14 protein-coding genes are annotated in these 15,823 nt (G+C 63.9%); 8 read left to right on the forward strand and 6 right to left on the reverse strand.

What is annotated here, in order from left to right; genetic code table 11:
• Positions 1 to 1,985: 1,985 nt before the first annotated feature.
• Positions 1,986 to 2,438 (forward strand): histone-like nucleoid-structuring protein Lsr2, encoded by a 453-nt coding sequence (locus tag BLW75_RS34195; RefSeq protein ID WP_034323324.1) that lies wholly within the window; start codon positions 1,986 to 1,988, stop codon positions 2,436 to 2,438.
• Between the two features lie 161 nt (positions 2,439 to 2,599).
• Positions 2,600 to 2,845, forward strand: a complete 246-nt coding sequence (locus tag BLW75_RS34200) for a hypothetical protein (RefSeq protein ID WP_143055390.1) — start codon at positions 2,600 to 2,602, stop codon at positions 2,843 to 2,845.
• 1,018 nt (positions 2,846 to 3,863) lie between these two features.
• Here BLW75_RS34200 and BLW75_RS44000 read toward each other — a convergent pair.
• Complete coding sequence (locus tag BLW75_RS44000; RefSeq protein WP_091598880.1) at positions 3,864 to 4,256, reverse strand: sigma factor; 393 nt, start codon at positions 4,254 to 4,256, stop codon at positions 3,864 to 3,866.
• Between the two features lie 526 nt (positions 4,257 to 4,782).
• Here BLW75_RS44000 and BLW75_RS34215 point away from each other — a divergent pair.
• From BLW75_RS34215 to BLW75_RS34230, 5 genes are all read left to right on the forward strand, one after another.
• The gene (locus tag BLW75_RS34215) at positions 4,783 to 5,568 is read left to right on the forward strand and encodes a response regulator transcription factor (RefSeq protein ID WP_091598883.1); all 786 of its coding nucleotides are present in this window, start codon (positions 4,783 to 4,785) and stop codon (positions 5,566 to 5,568) included.
• A gap of 2,241 nt (positions 5,569 to 7,809) precedes the next feature.
• Positions 7,810 to 8,094 (forward strand): reverse transcriptase domain-containing protein, encoded by a 285-nt coding sequence (locus tag BLW75_RS43685; protein WP_241784106.1) that lies wholly within the window; start codon positions 7,810 to 7,812, stop codon positions 8,092 to 8,094.
• A 123-nt stretch (positions 8,095 to 8,217) separates the two neighbouring features.
• Entirely contained in the window at positions 8,218 to 8,469 is a 252-nt protein-coding gene (locus BLW75_RS34225) for a hypothetical protein (RefSeq protein ID WP_091598886.1), read from the forward strand.
• A gap of 132 nt (positions 8,470 to 8,601) precedes the next feature.
• Positions 8,602 to 8,754 carry a hypothetical protein gene (locus tag BLW75_RS42990; protein ID WP_158005436.1) on the forward strand — a complete coding sequence of 51 codons (153 nt, stop codon included), beginning with the start codon at positions 8,602 to 8,604 and terminating at the stop codon, positions 8,752 to 8,754.
• Positions 8,755 to 9,001: 247 nt separating this feature from the next.
• On the forward strand, positions 9,002 to 9,448 hold the full coding sequence (locus BLW75_RS34230; RefSeq protein WP_143055391.1) for a hypothetical protein: 447 nt from the start codon (positions 9,002 to 9,004) through the stop codon (positions 9,446 to 9,448).
• A gap of 6 nt (positions 9,449 to 9,454) precedes the next feature.
• On the opposite strand, the gene BLW75_RS34235 is transcribed toward BLW75_RS34230, so the two are convergent.
• From BLW75_RS34235 to BLW75_RS44245, 5 genes are all read right to left on the reverse strand, one after another.
• The gene (locus BLW75_RS34235) at positions 9,455 to 10,642 is read right to left on the reverse strand and encodes a 5-methylcytosine restriction system specificity protein McrC (RefSeq protein WP_034323328.1); all 1,188 of its coding nucleotides are present in this window, start codon (positions 10,640 to 10,642) and stop codon (positions 9,455 to 9,457) included.
• A complete protein-coding gene (locus tag BLW75_RS34240; protein WP_034323331.1) occupies positions 10,639 to 12,822 on the reverse strand; it encodes an McrB family protein in 2,184 nt (727 codons plus the stop codon). The genes BLW75_RS34235 and BLW75_RS34240 overlap by 4 nt, the downstream gene beginning before the upstream one ends.
• Before the next feature lie 179 nt (positions 12,823 to 13,001).
• Positions 13,002 to 13,835 (reverse strand): Gfo/Idh/MocA family protein, encoded by an 834-nt coding sequence (locus BLW75_RS34245; RefSeq protein ID WP_241784108.1) that lies wholly within the window; start codon positions 13,833 to 13,835, stop codon positions 13,002 to 13,004.
• A gap of 53 nt (positions 13,836 to 13,888) precedes the next feature.
• Positions 13,889 to 14,599, reverse strand: a complete 711-nt coding sequence (locus tag BLW75_RS34250; RefSeq protein ID WP_241784110.1) for a sugar phosphate isomerase/epimerase family protein — start codon at positions 14,597 to 14,599, stop codon at positions 13,889 to 13,891.
• A gap of 21 nt (positions 14,600 to 14,620) precedes the next feature.
• Positions 14,621 to 15,139 (reverse strand): SRPBCC family protein, encoded by a 519-nt coding sequence (locus BLW75_RS44245; RefSeq protein WP_198935853.1) that lies wholly within the window; start codon positions 15,137 to 15,139, stop codon positions 14,621 to 14,623.
• 207 nt (positions 15,140 to 15,346) lie between these two features.
• On the opposite strand from BLW75_RS44245, the gene BLW75_RS42995 reads away from it, so the two are divergent.
• Entirely contained in the window at positions 15,347 to 15,520 is a 174-nt protein-coding gene (locus BLW75_RS42995) for a hypothetical protein (RefSeq protein WP_158005437.1), read from the forward strand.
• Positions 15,521 to 15,823 lie beyond the last annotated feature (303 nt).

The raw sequence follows: 15,823 nt of genomic DNA on the forward strand, positions 1-15,823 counted from the left end.
CGGCACGGCCGCAGATGCCCCTCGCAGCACCCGACGGAGTGATCCCGCTCCGTCGCTGACACCGGTTACGCTGCACTCCTCAGCTAGCCCATTTCAGAGAGCGTGTCTGGCCCATCTCGGAGAGCGCCATCAACGATCGTTGGCCTGACGTGCGATGCCGCGTGGGGCGTGGTGTTCGAGACGATGGGTGGGTTGGTCGCGTTTACCGTCGGTCCGGGTGGGCCATGAGCATCGATATGCCGAAGCGGCCGTCTCGTTGATCATCGCCGGGTGGGTCGCACGGCGGTGCGTCCAGGGCAGGCGGCAGGGGGCTTTTGTCATGATTTTCTGCCCATATTGACGCCGGTAGTTGGGTTAGGTTGGTTGCTGCGTGGCGGTCATGGCCCCTGCACACCCACACTCGGGGTTGCCACGTGAGGAGATAAGGGAGGGCAGCGGTCCGTTCTCGCCGGAAGGCCCCGGCTGGTAGAGCGGGCCGCTGCCGCCCCCCGGCCCCGTGGCGGATATTTGTGGCTGTTGTGGACGGTGTTGCTTCGTCGGCGATGCGGCGCGAACTGAGTCCTCCGAGTTGACAGCCCTCTCGTTCCGATTGTTGTCCCGCTAGTCCCGGCCGGATCGCCGTGAGAGACGAGGGACTCTCGATGTGTCGCGTTCCGCCCTGTCGGGTGGAGTAACGGTCAGCTGCGGGCTGGGGCGACCACAGTCTGACAGGGGGTGCCAGTGCAAAGCGTTGATCACAATGGGCAGCCGGGCCGGTCTCCTCTTGACTTCGTCGTCCGTGGCGCCGGAGAGTGGCGGGTGAGGAAGCCCCCGCGTCGATCGGATAGGGAGTCGCTGCCCTAGTCGGGGGCTTCCTCATCCCACGCGGCACCGTCCTGCACACCTGTGGGTCCTTTATGGATAGATCCCCGGCGGGGACGTGGGCCAGGAGTGCGTATTCGTGGTGCGCCGGTGCTCCGGTGTGTTTCGGAACTGTCTCGAATGGATGCCCGAGGGGCCCCTGGTCTGGCGATGTGACGGCCCTGATTCTACCGTTGCGAGGGGCGTGGTAACCGGCGGAGCCGGGATGGGACGAACGGGCGCAGGGGCAGGTACTGGTGACGAGTTCACACGGCCGCCCTCCCCCTCGCTGACCGTGTGAGCGGGGATCGGGACCTGTGCCTGCCTCACCGTCGGGTGCCACGCCCACAAACATGCGCGTTACCGGATGTACTAGCGGGCGTCCAGGGATTTTCGTCCACATTGTCTGCCCGCGCGCCCCCGCCTCGGTGGCATAGGGTGGCTGTTGCGTGGCCCTCGGTTGCTCCAGTCGAGGCAGCGCCCATCCTGAGGCGCCGCGCGACAGTGAAGGAAAAGCGGTGGCCCGCTCCTAGCTTCGGACCCCGGCTGGCGGGAGCGGGCCACTGTTACACCCGATAGTTGAGGCCCATGGTGTGGAACTGCATCAGGCGTGTTCCGCTGTTAGCTTCTTGATGCGTGGCGTCCGGCGAGATGAAGAACTGGGTCACGGTCGGACTCAGAAGGTCCGGCACTCGACGGACGCCACGCGTCGGGTCTGGCCGGGACCTGTTCACACTGCTGCGTGAAATTCGGCGCCGTCGGCGGTGACACTTCGGCGGGCTCGCTCGGCGGCACCTGCTCGCAAGCGACCTCGGAGACCGTGCGACCGGAAACGATCACGCGGTGAGCAGCCTCGACCTCGTACTCGGCCGTGTACGAACGGCGCTTGCGAGGAGGCATGAGGACATCCTCGCAACAGGACAACTGGTCCTATCGACACAGCGGTTACGCGCGCTTGCTGTATCTGAAGGTCAGGGCCTGCCGTGCGACCGGATGGCTTCGTGGGGAGGTAGTCCTGACTAGGTGACCGTTCGTCGCCTGCTGGGTGTCGCAACTGTCGATCGGGATACAGGGTGGTTACGATCCGCGAGTTGCCCACCTCATGGTGGGCCCGTACCTATTGACCTGGTGAAAGGGCTTGTTGCATGGCGCAGAAGGTCAGTGTCGAGATCTTGGATGATCTCGACGGTAGCGAGGCAACTCAGACTGTGCCGTTCGCGTTGGATGGCGTGTCGTATGAGATCGACTTGTCGGATGAGAACGCTCAGGCGCTGCGGGAGGAGTTCGACCGCTTTGTGGCCGCGGGGCGCCGGATCGGTGGACGGCGTATCAGGGTCGCGGTTGGACAGTCGACAGGTGTCGGCGCTTCCTCGCGTAGTGCGGCGTCGGGGACTGACCGGGAATATAACCAGCAGGTGCGCGCGTGGGCTGCCGAGAATGGCTACGCGATCTCTGACCGGGGCAGGATCCCGAGCGAGATCACCGAGGCGTTCGAAGCTGGCGCTGCTGCCCCAGCGCCGGTTGTGGAGCCCGAACCCGAACCGGAGTCGGAGAAGCCGAAGCGTAAGCGGGCGCCGAGGAAGAAGGCCGACGCCTAGTTTCTGGCGTTGTCGCGGTTTCCGGCTTCATCAATTAGCTGGCGCCTCTCGTGCTGTGATTAGTGATTAGGTCCCGTTGATATGGGTAGGTGGGATCTCATTTTGTCATATCCGTTTTAGTGTTGCTCTATCGGATCTGACGAAAAGGGAGAGAAATAGCAATGACGGGCGCGGTGTCTGACGACGAAGCTGGTGATCAACGACGGGTGAGAGTGGCCGAAGCGCGTGACGGTGCGGCTCGGGACTTGCGTGAGGCGGCCGCGACCTTGCGGAAGGCGGTGGCGGACGGGAGCGCACCAGCGAACCTGCAGGAGTTGATCGACCGGCTCGAGAAGGCGGCCGGGCGCACCGCCGCCAGCGAGCAACCTCCGGATTCCGGTGATCGAGCGGCTAACGCTCAGGATTGAGTAGTCCTACCTACCTGGGTGTGGGTAGATCGACTCGAAACATTGTTTTCGCTGTTCACCGGTGGTGTGACAGGTTGAGTGGGTACGCGTCGCTGTCGTAGGGTGACCACTGGTTACCGACGACGGGGAGGCGTTTGTGACGGGTTATCAGGTGGTGGTCGACAAGCTCCGCGGCACCGGCCAGGCCGCCGGACGGGTCGTCGACGGGCTACGCAGTGCTGGCTGTCCGGCCGCGGTGCCAGCGGGTTGATCTTGGTATGCTGGAGTCGCGGGCGGCGTTGGCGATGGCGCGGGTCAAGCACGTGTTGGTGTCTCGGCAGGCGAGCTTCGAAGCCCGCCTCGATACCCATGCCGGGAACATGGCGAAGGCCGCGGACTTGTATTCGGGCTGGGACGCGGCTGCGGCGGCGGATATCACGGTGCCCGTGCCTGGGCCGGTGAATTACCTGATCTCGGAACCCGCTTCAGTGGGGAATTTCATGATCGCCGACACTGCCAGCGCTGCCTCGTGGCCCTGTGGTCTGCGGGCAGGAGGCCTCGACCCGGCTTGCTGGTGCGGCGGTTCTTCCGCGACTATCCTGACCGCGCGAAGCGGACCTTCGCCGAGCAAAGTCCCGGGCCTCACCCCGGCACGCCCGCCTGTAACGGACAGTTGACGGCACTCCGCTCGCGAGCAGCAGCCAGGTCCGCGCGTCCTGGCCAGCAAACCACACCCGAGGCACCCTATCAGGACCCCCGAACAAGCCGGGGATCGCCAAGGGCTATACAGCGTGCTGAGGCGCGGGTCTCCTACTGTCTCCGACGACGTCGAAAACGTGGAACACGACGCCGTCGAGGTGCTTCCGCTCATGTCACTCGCGTAGGCTGCGGCTGACGGAGGACGTCTTGTCCCGGCACACTGTCGTTGGCGTACCTTGGCCGCTCACGTTGCTCGGCGAGCCGGCTCCGCAGCGTGGACAGACCGCGATGTTGCATGACTCGGACCGAACTCGGGGTAGAACCGACTCGCTTGGCGGTCTCAGCGGCCGACAAGTCCTCGGGCGACGCGCAGCCACAGGACATGACGTTGCTTGTGGGGAAGGATCTCGAGCAGCTTGCCCAGGTAGGAACCCAGCTCGCCGGACACCAGGTGTTCCTCTGGCAGCACGGAACCGCTGGGGCCATCAGGCATCGACGCCACCGGGCTGCTCTGGTCACGCAAATTTTTTCGCCAGACGTCGATCAGCTTCCGTTCGGCGAGGACGTAGACGAAAGCCATGAAAGAGAAACCTCTGTCATCGTACGTCGGTATGGCTCGAAGCACGGCGATGGCGACGTCCTGGGCGAGATCCTCCGCGGATGGGGCTTGTGGCCAGACCTCAGAATTGCCTTGGCGGAGCAGGCCTGCCCTGCGGACGGTCGACCACGACAACTGCCCACCGCGTGCCTACGGCGGGGGGGACGAACGTGATGCCACCCACAGTGCAAGCGATGATCTTTTCAGCATGAGCCTCTTGCCTCTCATGAGTCGGAAGAATCATCGGTAGGGTCGTGAGCGAACAGGCTTGGTAACAACCGTCGCAAGCATTTGCTGTCCACCAGTTTCGCGATGACGCCGTCGTTTCCCGCAAGCATTCTGTCCTTTCCTCGACGTTTGATACCTGGATGGGCAAGATCGAAGGCCGCGAGTTCGCGGTTGTCATGCCATGCTGTCGATGGCCCACTGAGCGGAATCACTCTGTCGGAGGACTCCTCCGCGAGGATCCTCAGCGCCCAGGTGCTCGACGGCGGCCAAGGCGGGAACCGTCGGCCAGGATTTGGCCCATGTCGTTATTCGTTATCCGAAGTGCCCGAAAATGCGCTCCGTGGCGAAATATCGGGCAGATGTCAAGGGGGGTGTCGAACTGAGGCTTCCGATCACTTTCGTCGCGGGCTAAATTCGGCTCATAATCAGTCCCATGGATATGATTCTGGTCTTGAGCGATGGTGTTGAAGCGGGAAGCCGCGCGGCGACGATTCTTCAGAGAATCTACTTGATCGATCGTGTCATGTTGCTGAAGGACGCGAAGCTCGCGATCAGTGGCAGCAAGCACGTCGGTGTGATCTTGAATATGGAGTCTGCCGGCCGGGAACGGGTTGCGGCGACGGTCAAGGAGCTGGGCGCGGCTCGGTCGATACCGATTCTCGTTCTGACGGTTCACCAAGACGAGACTGACATCGTGCGAATATTTAATGCGGGCGCCGATGAATGTCTGCCGCCGACTGTGCCCGGACCCGAACTGCTGGCTAGGACCAGGGCGATGGTTCGCAGGCAAGCGGAACGTCCGCCGGCGGAGGCGGATATAGTTGTGGGTGCATTGAGGATCAAGCCTGCCGCCAGAGTGGCGACCTTGGACGGCTGCCTGCTGAAACTCGCCGGGCGTGAGTTCGACCTCCTGCTCGCGCTGGCCAGACGTCCTGGGCACACCTTCGATCGGGATGACCTCCAAAAGGTGTTGTGGGGGGCGCATAACTCCGGGAGGGCCAATGTCAACGCCTACGTCTCCAGGCTTCGTCGAAAATTGGGTGAGATAGCGGAAAGACCGCGTTTCCTGCACACCGTCTACGGCAGAGGCCTGAAGCTTCAGGTTTCCGGCGTCGGCCAAGGGGGGAAACTCGGTCGCAGTGGCGGGCAGAAGGGTCCCTTCGTCACATCTGAGTTCAGCGATGTGAACCTCCAGCCCAGGCCACCTGTGGGATCGTGAGTGGCAAGTCGGATTGCCGGGTGGCTGCGGGGCCGGTCGGAAGCCTGTGAAACGAACCCTGGGGCACCCGTTGAGGTCCATTCTGGACCCTCGGTGAACGTTGTCGAGGTACACCGAGCCACTTCCGCCGCCGACGACCTCAACGCGGTCGCCGGCGGCGGGATCGTGAGTTGTCGGCGTCCGGTCCAGGCGTCCCGGTACGGTGCGAGGAACTCGCTGACCAGGCGCGGCGGCCCACCGGGCGACCTGGAATCGTTACGAGGCGGGCCGTCATGATCGAGCAATGGTGCGTCCATTGGATGGGTTCAAGTTCGCCTGCGATGGCAGCGAGTTCGTCCTATGAATACCTGATAGGTCGGTTTCTTCGGGAAGGAACTGGCATCTCGCCCCCCTCCCAGGTGACGCTCCTTTTGAAAACGCCAGCAAGGTGTTCATCTTGGTTGCCAGCCGAGGGGCACATTCTCGGTCGTGCGATCATGAGGAATACACGCCGGCATGACAAATCGAGTGCGCCGAGCGACCAAGGCCGCGATCTGTGGCTGATTATTCGCGCCGACGGTCGGATCGCCTTCCCGGAAGCTCGGCACGGCACGATCCTCGGTCTCGGTCGGGCCGCTTGCTGCTCAGGGCCATGCGCCGCGGTCAGGAAGTCCGCGGTGGGCACGGTCGAGCGGAGTGACGGATCCGGCAGGTCACGAACGCAGGCTTGTCGGTGCACCGGGCTCGCGAACGAGCCGAAGCCGGGTGACACGAAAGGGTAGGGCGTCGGCTGTAGCTGGTTCGCAGTAACATCGAATGGCCAAAGGTGGCGGGCCGAGACGGCTCGTCCGGTGAGACCGCGACGCCGTCGGACCATCGCCGCTACCAGTGCCGTTCTGTTCGATGGCAAGAAGTTCAGTGACGACGAGTCTTCGCGGAAGTGGCCAGTACTGGCTGCGAGAACGTCGCACGCAAGGGTGTGCCCTCACCGATCACTGGCTACCGCTTCCTCCGGTGGGCGTGAATGCCGTTCGCGCGATGACGGAGTGTCTGCTGGACGGAACATCCGGCGGGCACGCCGTCGATACTTGTGGCCGATTCGGAAATACTCCGGCCGGGCGTCCGCCCTGTCCGACGGCATCGCTTCGATCACCGGCCGCGCCAAAAAGCGAGGGAAGAGCCGCCGGGATGAGCGAGCAAGCGAGATTTCTCTGCCGCGAGCAGGGCAGGACTGGGGTTCACGGTGGTTTCGGCCGCGGCCGCGTTCTCGTTTCGCGGCAGTGGCGCGCACTGGGGTTTCCCGGTCGGCGCGCGTGCCGCGCCAAGCGGATCCATTGACGGCGCAACGGTGTAGGTGATCATTCGGTGCCCTGGTTTCCGATGGTCGGCCATGGCTCACGGTGCGACGAGTGCACGGATAATGGTGTGCCACGAATGTCGAAGGGGATGGTTGCGGTGTAGAACGTCAACTAATGTCTTGAGGCAATGCTGTGCCGGTAATGGAGGTTGGTCCTCCGTGGCCGCCTTGCAGGAGGAGGTCAAAAACCATCGTGAGCTGCTGCGGTGAAGGAGTCGTGGTGGTGAGCGTCACGGAAAAGGTGCACATGATGCGTCAGGTGTGGATCGAGAAGGCGAACGAAAGTAAACCACCGATGAGGCGTCAAAATAGCATAGACGACATCGAAGCCGGGGTCCCGTTATTGCTCCGGGATGAGCCAGGCGGGTGCCTGTCTATTGGCCTGGCGGTGTCCAGCGTAGAGGTGGCGCGAGCCCGATCCAGGTGCCACTGTGGAACGTGGGAACGCCTCGCTCCCATGCGGCCGAGGGCATGCTGAGGCCGTCGGCGAAAGAGAGAGCCACGCAGCACACACTGCGAGGAGTTAAGTATCGCTGCGGAGCAGGCGGCCGGACCGCCCCGTAGTAGCGATGATACGCCTATAACCGGCGGGGAGCGAAGGGGGCGGGTTGTCCAGGTGTCGTTTGGTGGTCAACCAGGATCACTGGGAGGAGCCAGGCGAACGAACCAAGAACGCAGGCCGAGCCGAAGGCGAAGCCGTTTGAGATTTCCAAGTGGGTCGTGTGGGAGGCGTATCAACGGGTCAAGGTCAACAAGGGTGCGGCCGGGGTCGACGAGGTATCGATCGAGGAGTTCGAGGCCGGACGCGATAGGAACCTCTATCGCGTCCGGAACCGGATTTCCTCGGGAAGCTATTTCCCGCCTCCGGTCAAGGCCGTGGAGATCCCCAAATCGGGTGGCAAGGCGTGCGGGTCCTCGGGGTGCCGACGGTCGCGGACAGGGTCGCGCAAACCGTGGTCAAGATGTATCTGGAGCCGAAGGTCGAGCCGATCTTCCACCCGGACTCATATGGCTACCGGCCGAAGCGGTCGACCCTGGGCGCGGTAGAGGCGTGCCGGAAGCGTTGCTGGAGAATGGACTGGGTCGTTGACCTGGACATCAAGGCGTTCTTCGACAGCGTGCCGCACGACCTTGTTCTCAAGGCGGTGGCTCACCACACCGACCAGAAGTGGATCCTGCTGTATGTCTAGCGGTGGCTGCAAGCGCCGTTGCAGTGAGATGGGGGGTCTGGTCGATCGGGATCGCGGAACCCCACAGGGTTCGGCGACTTCCCCGTTGTTGGCGAATCTTTTTATGCACTAGCTGTCCAGCAGATGTTCGGCTGGGCCGGCCGGGTGGGGCACGGAGAGCGCGATGGCTGGGCTTTCTTGATCGTCACCGAACAAGAGCGGGAGCGCTGGCAGGCCAAACTCGTCGCCGGGAACACCGTGCGCTCGCGGATCGAAGCCAGCCTGCCGGATCATGTTCTCGCTGAGGTGGTCCAGCGCCGGATCCGGTCACTACGGGAGGCCGAAGACTGGTGGGTGGGCGCTTTGGCGTGCCATCAGGGCAGCCGTAGCCTGTAACCGCTGCGCGAGGCTGTCCGGTTCCTCGTCGAAGGTCAGTTCATCAACGGAGCCGGGGCGGCCGATGGGGAGTTCCTACTCGCGCCGACGGACCTGGGAAAGGTCACGGCGCGGCTGATGGTGCCCGCGGCGGTGGGACACGAGATCCGGGTGGCTCTCGCCGAGAGCGCGTTGCCGGATTCTCCGGACGAAGCGGAACACACGGTCATCGACCTGATCGCGGGTCTGGTGGCCAATCTCGCTCAAAGCGCGATCAATGAAGAACTGAAGGCCGTGGTCAACTGATTGCTGCGTCCGGATGGTTCCGGCACCTATCAACGAGGCGATCTGGCCAGGGCAGCGCTCGGTCTCGTCGCGAGTAGTCCGGAAGCGTTCCGCCGTAGCGCCAAGATGATCGCCGGGATCCCGTATCTGGCCCTGTATCCGGTACTGGAGGACGCTCCCCTGTATCTCCATTGGATCGGTTGCCAGGGGGCAGCTCGGGACCGTCCATCCGGGGAGCGCGGTCGTCGCGGCGGACCTGAGCCGCCGCGTGAAATGGCGACGGGGCCAGCCGGCCCGCAGCGCCGGGCGGCTGCTGTGGATGTGCGAGCAGATGGCGACTCCCGCGCACGCCGAAGACCTCGTTCCCGCGCTCTGGAAGGCCGCGCGAGCGCGAGGCATCACTGGTCCGGACTGGTCGGCCAGAGGCATGCCGAGTCAATGCCGTCTCGACGACGAGGCCTATCGAGCCTTGTTGAAGGAACGCGCGACCGGCGTCGTCCTTGAGAGAAGCGACGATCTGATCGCGGTCTCGGCACCGGACGCGAGTGTGGTCGTGACGTGGTCGGGCAGGCGGTTTTCTCGGGTTCTCCTGGCGCAAGGAAAGGCGTCGGTTCCGGTGTTCGACGACGACACGCAGGCGACCGTCTTCACCTGGCGAGGCGACCATCGTGCGACAGGCTGGCTCAGCCGGTACACGCGGACGGAACCGACCTGACCGAGACTACGGCGCTTCCCAAGCGGCCGCCGCGAGCTTGTCGATCTGGTCGAGAACCGCTGACGGTGCCGCGCTCAGGTCGATGGGGTACTCGACGATCTCGACATCAGTGTGCCTGACTCGGCGTGTTCGGACTCCGTGCAGCCCGTGCGCGTAGACAAGCCATGCGGTGGGCAAGTCCAAGGCCGTGCAATAGGCCAGCATCTGATAGTGGTCCGCGTTGGGGTACTGGCCGGTCGTGGACTCCAGCTTGTATTTGGCGTCGGCCACGATCCGCGGGACGCCGTCCACGGTGTGGACCACGTCGGCCTTCATGCGGATGGTTCCGTCATGATCAAGGCTGACCGGGTACTGAGTACGCGTACGGCCAGGACGGTACGCCCATGCCTCCCGTAACGCCGATCCGATGAAGTTCTCGAAGACCGTCGCCATGTTCGCCACGAAGGCGGCGACGGCGAGGTCGCCCGTACCGACTTCGAACGATTGATACCGCAGGACGAGTTCCGCTATCCGCATTGCGGGTACATAGCGATGGTTGAGCCGGGTCGCCTGCCAGGCCGGAATCGGCGCACCGGCCGTGAGTGGAGTAGCCGCTGCGAGTACGACATCGAAATGACGCAGACGAGCGCGAAGTGCGAGTGGGAGCCGCGGTGTGGCGAGCATTCGTTTGAGCGCCGTTCGAAGCAGGCGATTCTCTGGAATGTCCACGGTGAACGTGTCATAGCGGACTTCGACGGGAACGAGCATGCCGGGATGCCTGGCGATCTGCTTGCCGAGCAAGATCCGGCCTCGGACATGACGAAGGTCGTCTTCGACGGCGTTGTAACCCTGCAGCACGCCACGGGCCAAGGCTCGTTCGGTATGCCTGCACAACGTTTCGGCTACCGCCGACCACAGATCGTTCTCGTCCGTGCCTTGCACATCCTCGGGCCGGAACCCCGGGTCGTGGGCGTAGCCCAGTAGGAAAAGAAGCCGCGAAATGCCCACTTTGGGCGTCACGACGACATCCATCCCGCTCATTCTGACGGCTCCCACACGTCCACAGGGGGTCAGTCGCCAAGCACCATCGGCCGTCGGTGTGAGCCGGACCAGACCGCTCGCGGTGAGCGCTGTCGCAACCGGCGGCGGGCAAGAAACCTCGACACCGACGGTGTCGTTCTCGGTCAACCGGATCGTAGAGGATGCCTTAGTCACGACGACTCGCCTGCTCGGAGGCGGATGGCGTCAAGGCCGAACCGGGATCGTACCTCCTGCCTGTCGAGGCGGCCGTAATAGTGCTCTTCTAGTAACGGGAGAATCGAGAATTCCCAGATGCGGCGCAGCCCGTCGGCGCGTTCGGCGTCCGGTGTCATGAGATAGGCTGGCCCGATCTTGAAGTCTCGGTCTTCATCGCCGATTTCCGCGTTCAGGGCGGCGAGAAGCCCAGGACGGTCATCGCCGGTTTTGCCACGAACCGCGAGCCACCGTCGTAGCAGGTCACGCACCGGTATGTCGTCGGGATGGAGTTCTACGAAGGCGAACCGACGGCGAAGCGCGGTATCGACGAGCGCGATCGACCGATCTGCGGTGTTCATGGTGCCGATGAAGTACAGGTTGTGCGGCAGGCAAAAGGATTCCTGGGGCGAGTACTGAAGGCGTACGGTTTCGCCGCGATATTCGAGCAGATAGTAGAGCTCGCCGAATACCTTCGCCAGGTTCGCCCGGTTGATCTCGTCGACGATCAGGACGTAGGGCCGGTGCGGCTCAGTGAGCGCCTCGGCGACGATCTGCCGTAATGGCCCTGGCTGCAACTCGAATCCGACGAAGCCGTCTTGTGCTTTCGCCGGCCGATATCCCTCGAAAAAGTCTTCGTAGGCGTATGAGGGATGAAACTGGACGACCCGTACGGCATCGGCTCCGGTGAGGTGGTGAGCCAACTCGCGTGCGATGTAGGTCTTTCCCGTGCCTGGTGGACCGTAGAGCACGATCTGCCGTCGGTCTTCCAATAGCTCGATGACGTCTTGCAGCCAGCCGCGGTCGCCATGGACACGGCTGATGAGCCCGTCGGATGGCGGTGGCAGAGTACGAGACCTCGGAGACGTGGAGTGCTGATCACGTTCGGGTTCCTCCGAACCGACCAGCGAGCGGGTGTACTCCTTGATCGAATCAAGCGCCGCCGTGATGTCCACGACCACGCCTTGATGAGTCGCGTGCTTGCTGAACGGCTCTCCGCCTTCGAAGGTGATCCCGTCCTCCGACGGCCACGCGACCGGGCAGGTCAGCCGAGGGGTGGGCTCGTCGGAGTATCGAGCGCCGCCGGTGACGACTCCGAAATACACCCGGTCCCCATCGACGGCGATCACGTGGTCATCCGCTTTCAGCACGCGGAGGAACGAGTGGTAATCCGTGGTCAGCGAAAGTCGTTGAACATAATCCAGATGCTGGTAGTTCTCTTCGACGGCGGCGTGCACATCTGCTCGGGACGGCTCCCCGGCGAGTTCGCCGAATCGAGGTCCGGCGATGGAGACGAAGCCCGAATCAAGCCACTGCTCCAGCAGTTCGCGGCCACCGTCCCGGGGCCTGATCAACCATGCCCGCGCCCCGTTGCCCGCAAGCTTTCTCCACTGTGAAACATACGGCTCTCGGTAGTAGTTGGCGTTTTCGTCCTGCTTCGTGTGGATTTGGTGGATGGCGAAGAGATCACGGTCCACGGACAACGGGTCCTGCCCCGACGGAAGTCCGAGGAAGTGTGAAAACGCGTCTCGGATCGACCGTTTGTTGTCTTGGCTGACGATCGGGAGGAACGTGTCCGGAAAGGCAAGGTAGAGCAGAGAGTTCCGTATCCCGGGTTGGTCTGTGACCATCGAAGCGACCGCTGTCCGAAATTTCCACGGGTCACTGAACGCTTCAGTGCGCACGTCGTCTCGCAGGGCCCACCAGTGCTGCACGAACTCCAGCAGCCAGCCGATCTGGCGCCAGATCTGCACGTTGAATCCCGTGCCTCCGCTGAAGGCGCCGGGTGTGTCGAGGGCGAGGCGGAGCGGTTCGGGCAGTGGTGGCGGAGGCGTCAGCCAGGAGAGGACTTCGGTGATCCGATCCAGCTTGACCGCCGGCCGGACATTGGTGAGCGGCAGGACGTGCAGGTACATCAGCTCCGCGGCCAGGAGATGGGTGGCTCGCGACGTGCCGCGCAACTGCACCTTCAACTTTTCCCGGAAGGATCCGGCACCCGCGTCCGGCGGTCGGACGATGCGGACGTGGAGGTCACGGGCGACCTCCGGCAGCCACGCCTTGACCTCCGGATCGATCGCCGACGACCCGTCCGAGAGGGCCGGTTCGAGAATCGCTCGAGCCGCTTCCTTGATGAGCTCCAGTGACCGTTGCTCCGTGCCCATGCTGTAGCCAACACCACCTACAAGACCATCGAGGACCGACCACGACAGCCTCTCACGACGTGCTGGAACCGTGGTGGATACCCCGCTGGCAAGGCAGCTGTCGAAGGCGATGTCACGTTTCGGCGGTACTCACGCACCGTTCTCTCGCTGGTAGCACTCGTCCACCAAAGCCAAGGTCGTCAGACCGGTGTCGCGCCAGGACCCGCCCTGATGTACAGCTCTCGCGAAGTCGCGGAGCAGTTCGGAGTATTCGTGTCAGAGCGACCCCTTGAGCTTCGGCTAGCCGGCCAGCATGTCGGTGCGGAGGATGGTGCCGTCCGCCAGCCGTACCTCGATTCCTTGACCTCGCCGGGAAACGACCAGTCGAGGTCGATAGTCGCACGGTCGAGTTCGAGCGTCGCCCGCCGGTCGACACCGTTCGCGTCACGGGTGATCCGGACGTCGCGTAGCGCCACAGGGCCGAGGAACAGGTGGACGAGGTCGAGTGCGTTCGCCCCGTTGTTCGCCACACAGCCGCCACCGCGGCTTGCCGCGTCGAGGTACCAGGTGTCGTCGCCGGTTTGCTCTTCGATGTCCTCCCAGCACCGCACGATCATCGAGGTGATCGGTGCGGCATTCACGAGCTTGTCGTGCAGTGTGCGTACGTTGCGGTTGTACCTGCGGTGGAACGCGGTGAACATGGCGACATCCTGCGTCGCGGCCAGGTCGGCGAGCGCCTCACCGTCGACGAGCTTGATGGCGAGTGGCTTCTCGACACAGACCGGTAATCCGGCATCGAGGACATCTTTGCTCACCCTGGTATTGATGTCGTTGGGCGTGGTCACGATCACCGCGTCCAGGCCGCCGGCGGTGAGCATCGCACGATGATCGCGGTACCTCGGAGCAGCCACGTCGGCCAGCGAGGCAGGGTGGAGGTCGCAGACGGCGGCGAGCGCGAATTCCCGTGAGTGTTCGATCGCGTCGAGATAGAACCGCGAGATGACGCTCAGCCCTACGCCACCTACCAGGATCATCGGAGCAGTCCGGTCATCGCCTTGCCCGCAGTGAGTAACCGGGCGACAGTGTCCTAGTGTGGGACGATCGCGAGCCGCGGTTCCAGTGACCAAGTGCCGTCATACCCGTTGGCTTTCAGCAGTTCTACGCACTCCACGAGTCGTGCCGAGCCGTCACCTGGTATGGTGTAACCGTTCGGGTCGGCGTCTTTGACATGTACGTGCTCGACGTGGCCGATGATGTCGCTGAGCAGGTCGTAGCCGTGGACGACTTTGTTTCCGGTGTCGAAAAGTAGTTTCAACGCGGGGCTTCCGACCTCTTCGAGCAGGTCCAGCATTCGCTCAGCATTCGTGCCCGCCCAGCCAGAGCTGTTCTCATGCAGCAGGGTCACGCCTTGCCGCTCGGCTCGGTCGGCGAGCGCTCCGACCCTGGCGATCGCGTGGGCGCGCCAACTGGACTCGGCCAGCCCGTCGTTGGGATAGGACCTGATCCGTACATAACGCGTGCCGAGGAGGCGGGCCCGCTTGGCGAGCACTTCGAGGTCGTCGCGGAACGCCGAGGTGATCGGCCGGGCCTGGCCGACGATGCGGGAGGCAAGGCAGATCACGTGCAAACCGCTGTCGGACAGCGCGGTCGACACCGAAGGGAACTGTTCGTCCGTGATATCGGCGATGGCGGCCTTGTCAATGGTGCGCAACTCGATCGTCGGCCAACCCAGCTCCGTGAGCACCGAGATCTGCCCGTCGATGTCGTGCGCCGCGTCGTCGGGCAGCCCGCCGAGCACCGGTTCACTCGGCATACGTCGTCACCGGTTCCGCACTGACGAAAAACCTGCACACCACGATCCGGTGCCCTGAGTGTGGACGCCGGTCTGTGCTATGAGTCCGGAGTCATGACGTGACGGGCGAGCCCTGCGAGGGCGCGTTCGATGATGATTCATTCGGCCTGGCGGCGCAGAACGCCGAGTACCTTGACCTTCAGTACCAAGGTCAGCCGGTACGTCACCAACGTCCGGCGTAGTAGCCGTGAGGGTGTAGGAGCCGTCGAGGCTGTGCAGTATCCGGGAGGATTCCAGCGTCCACTGCACCGACCGGTCGCCATACCATCGGTAGCGCAGGGTCTGTTCGTCGCGGATCGTGGCGGTGTCGATGTGCATCCGTACCCGGTGTGCCCGGCCGTCGGTGCCGGGTTCGAGGATCTCGCTGTGGGTGCTCTCAGCCGCCCATCGTGGGTAAGACTCGAAGTCGGCGATCGCCGCCATCACCAGCGCCGGTACCGCGGCGATTGTGATACTCGACCGGGTCTGCTCCGCCGTCGTCACCATGTTGGCCCCTCTTCGTCGTTGCTCATCGTGTCCAGGTACGGCAGACGATCGTGGCGTACACAGGCGCCACGACGAGGTGGCCGACACGACGACCCGCCGTAAGATCACCCCAGCGTGTCGAAGCCAGGTTGAGCGCGCGGGGCGGGTAGAGGACGCAATCTGGCCCACGCTGGCTATTTGGCGCCGCAGGCCCCGTAGAGTCCGGGGATGGACGTATTCGCGACGGCGTTACGGAGCCGGATTGCCGACGCGGTGAACGCCGAAGCGACCGCGCGGCAAGCCGGTCGCCCCGACGAAGCAGAGCTGCATGCCGCCCGCCTGGCCGATCTCGCCGCCGAGCACGACATCACAGTGGAGCCCCGCGCCGACGCCGTTGGCTGAACTTTTCTTGGATGGTCAGGCCCCAGATCTTGTGTTCTGGTCCGGCTCATGTCCGCGATCCCAGCAGCAGGTTGGCATGTTTTCACAGGCGTGACGTTCACGGTCAACGCCCGTCCGGGCAGCGCCTGTCGGCGCCGCTCTGTTCCGTGCCGGGTGACCTTGTCGGGCAACGGATCCGGGCCCGCGCCGACGGCGCGACGGTCAAACCTGGCTGGCGGCTGCATCTGGGCTGCTCAGCGCGACCGTTGCAGGTTCCGGATACGCCGTGTGCCGACGGCGAGACTTTGACGCTGGCGGAGTTAG

Source organism: Amycolatopsis lurida (genome assembly GCF_900105055.1).
Taxonomy (GTDB): domain Bacteria; phylum Actinomycetota; class Actinomycetes; order Mycobacteriales; family Pseudonocardiaceae; genus Amycolatopsis; species Amycolatopsis lurida.

What these genes read in the sequence shown, in the direction of transcription:
- BLW75_RS34195 (WP_034323324.1), top strand. Translation starts at nt 1,986, where the DNA reads ATGGCGCAGAAGGTCAGTGTCGAGATCTTGGATGATCTCGACGGTAGC.
- BLW75_RS34200 (WP_143055390.1), top strand. Translation starts at nt 2,600, where the DNA reads ATGACGGGCGCGGTGTCTGACGACGAAGCTGGTGATCAACGACGGGTG.
- BLW75_RS34215 (WP_091598883.1), top strand. Translation starts at nt 4,783, where the DNA reads ATGGATATGATTCTGGTCTTGAGCGATGGTGTTGAAGCGGGAAGCCGC.
- BLW75_RS34225 (WP_091598886.1), top strand. Translation starts at nt 8,218, where the DNA reads ATGTTCGGCTGGGCCGGCCGGGTGGGGCACGGAGAGCGCGATGGCTGG.
- BLW75_RS34240 (WP_034323331.1), bottom strand. Translation starts at nt 12,822, where the DNA reads ATGGGCACGGAGCAACGGTCACTGGAGCTCATCAAGGAAGCGGCTCGA.
- BLW75_RS34245 (WP_241784108.1), bottom strand. Translation starts at nt 13,835, where the DNA reads ATGATCCTGGTAGGTGGCGTAGGGCTGAGCGTCATCTCGCGGTTCTAT.
- BLW75_RS44245 (WP_198935853.1), bottom strand. Translation starts at nt 15,139, where the DNA reads ATGGTGACGACGGCGGAGCAGACCCGGTCGAGTATCACAATCGCCGCG.
- BLW75_RS42995 (WP_158005437.1), top strand. Translation starts at nt 15,347, where the DNA reads ATGGACGTATTCGCGACGGCGTTACGGAGCCGGATTGCCGACGCGGTG.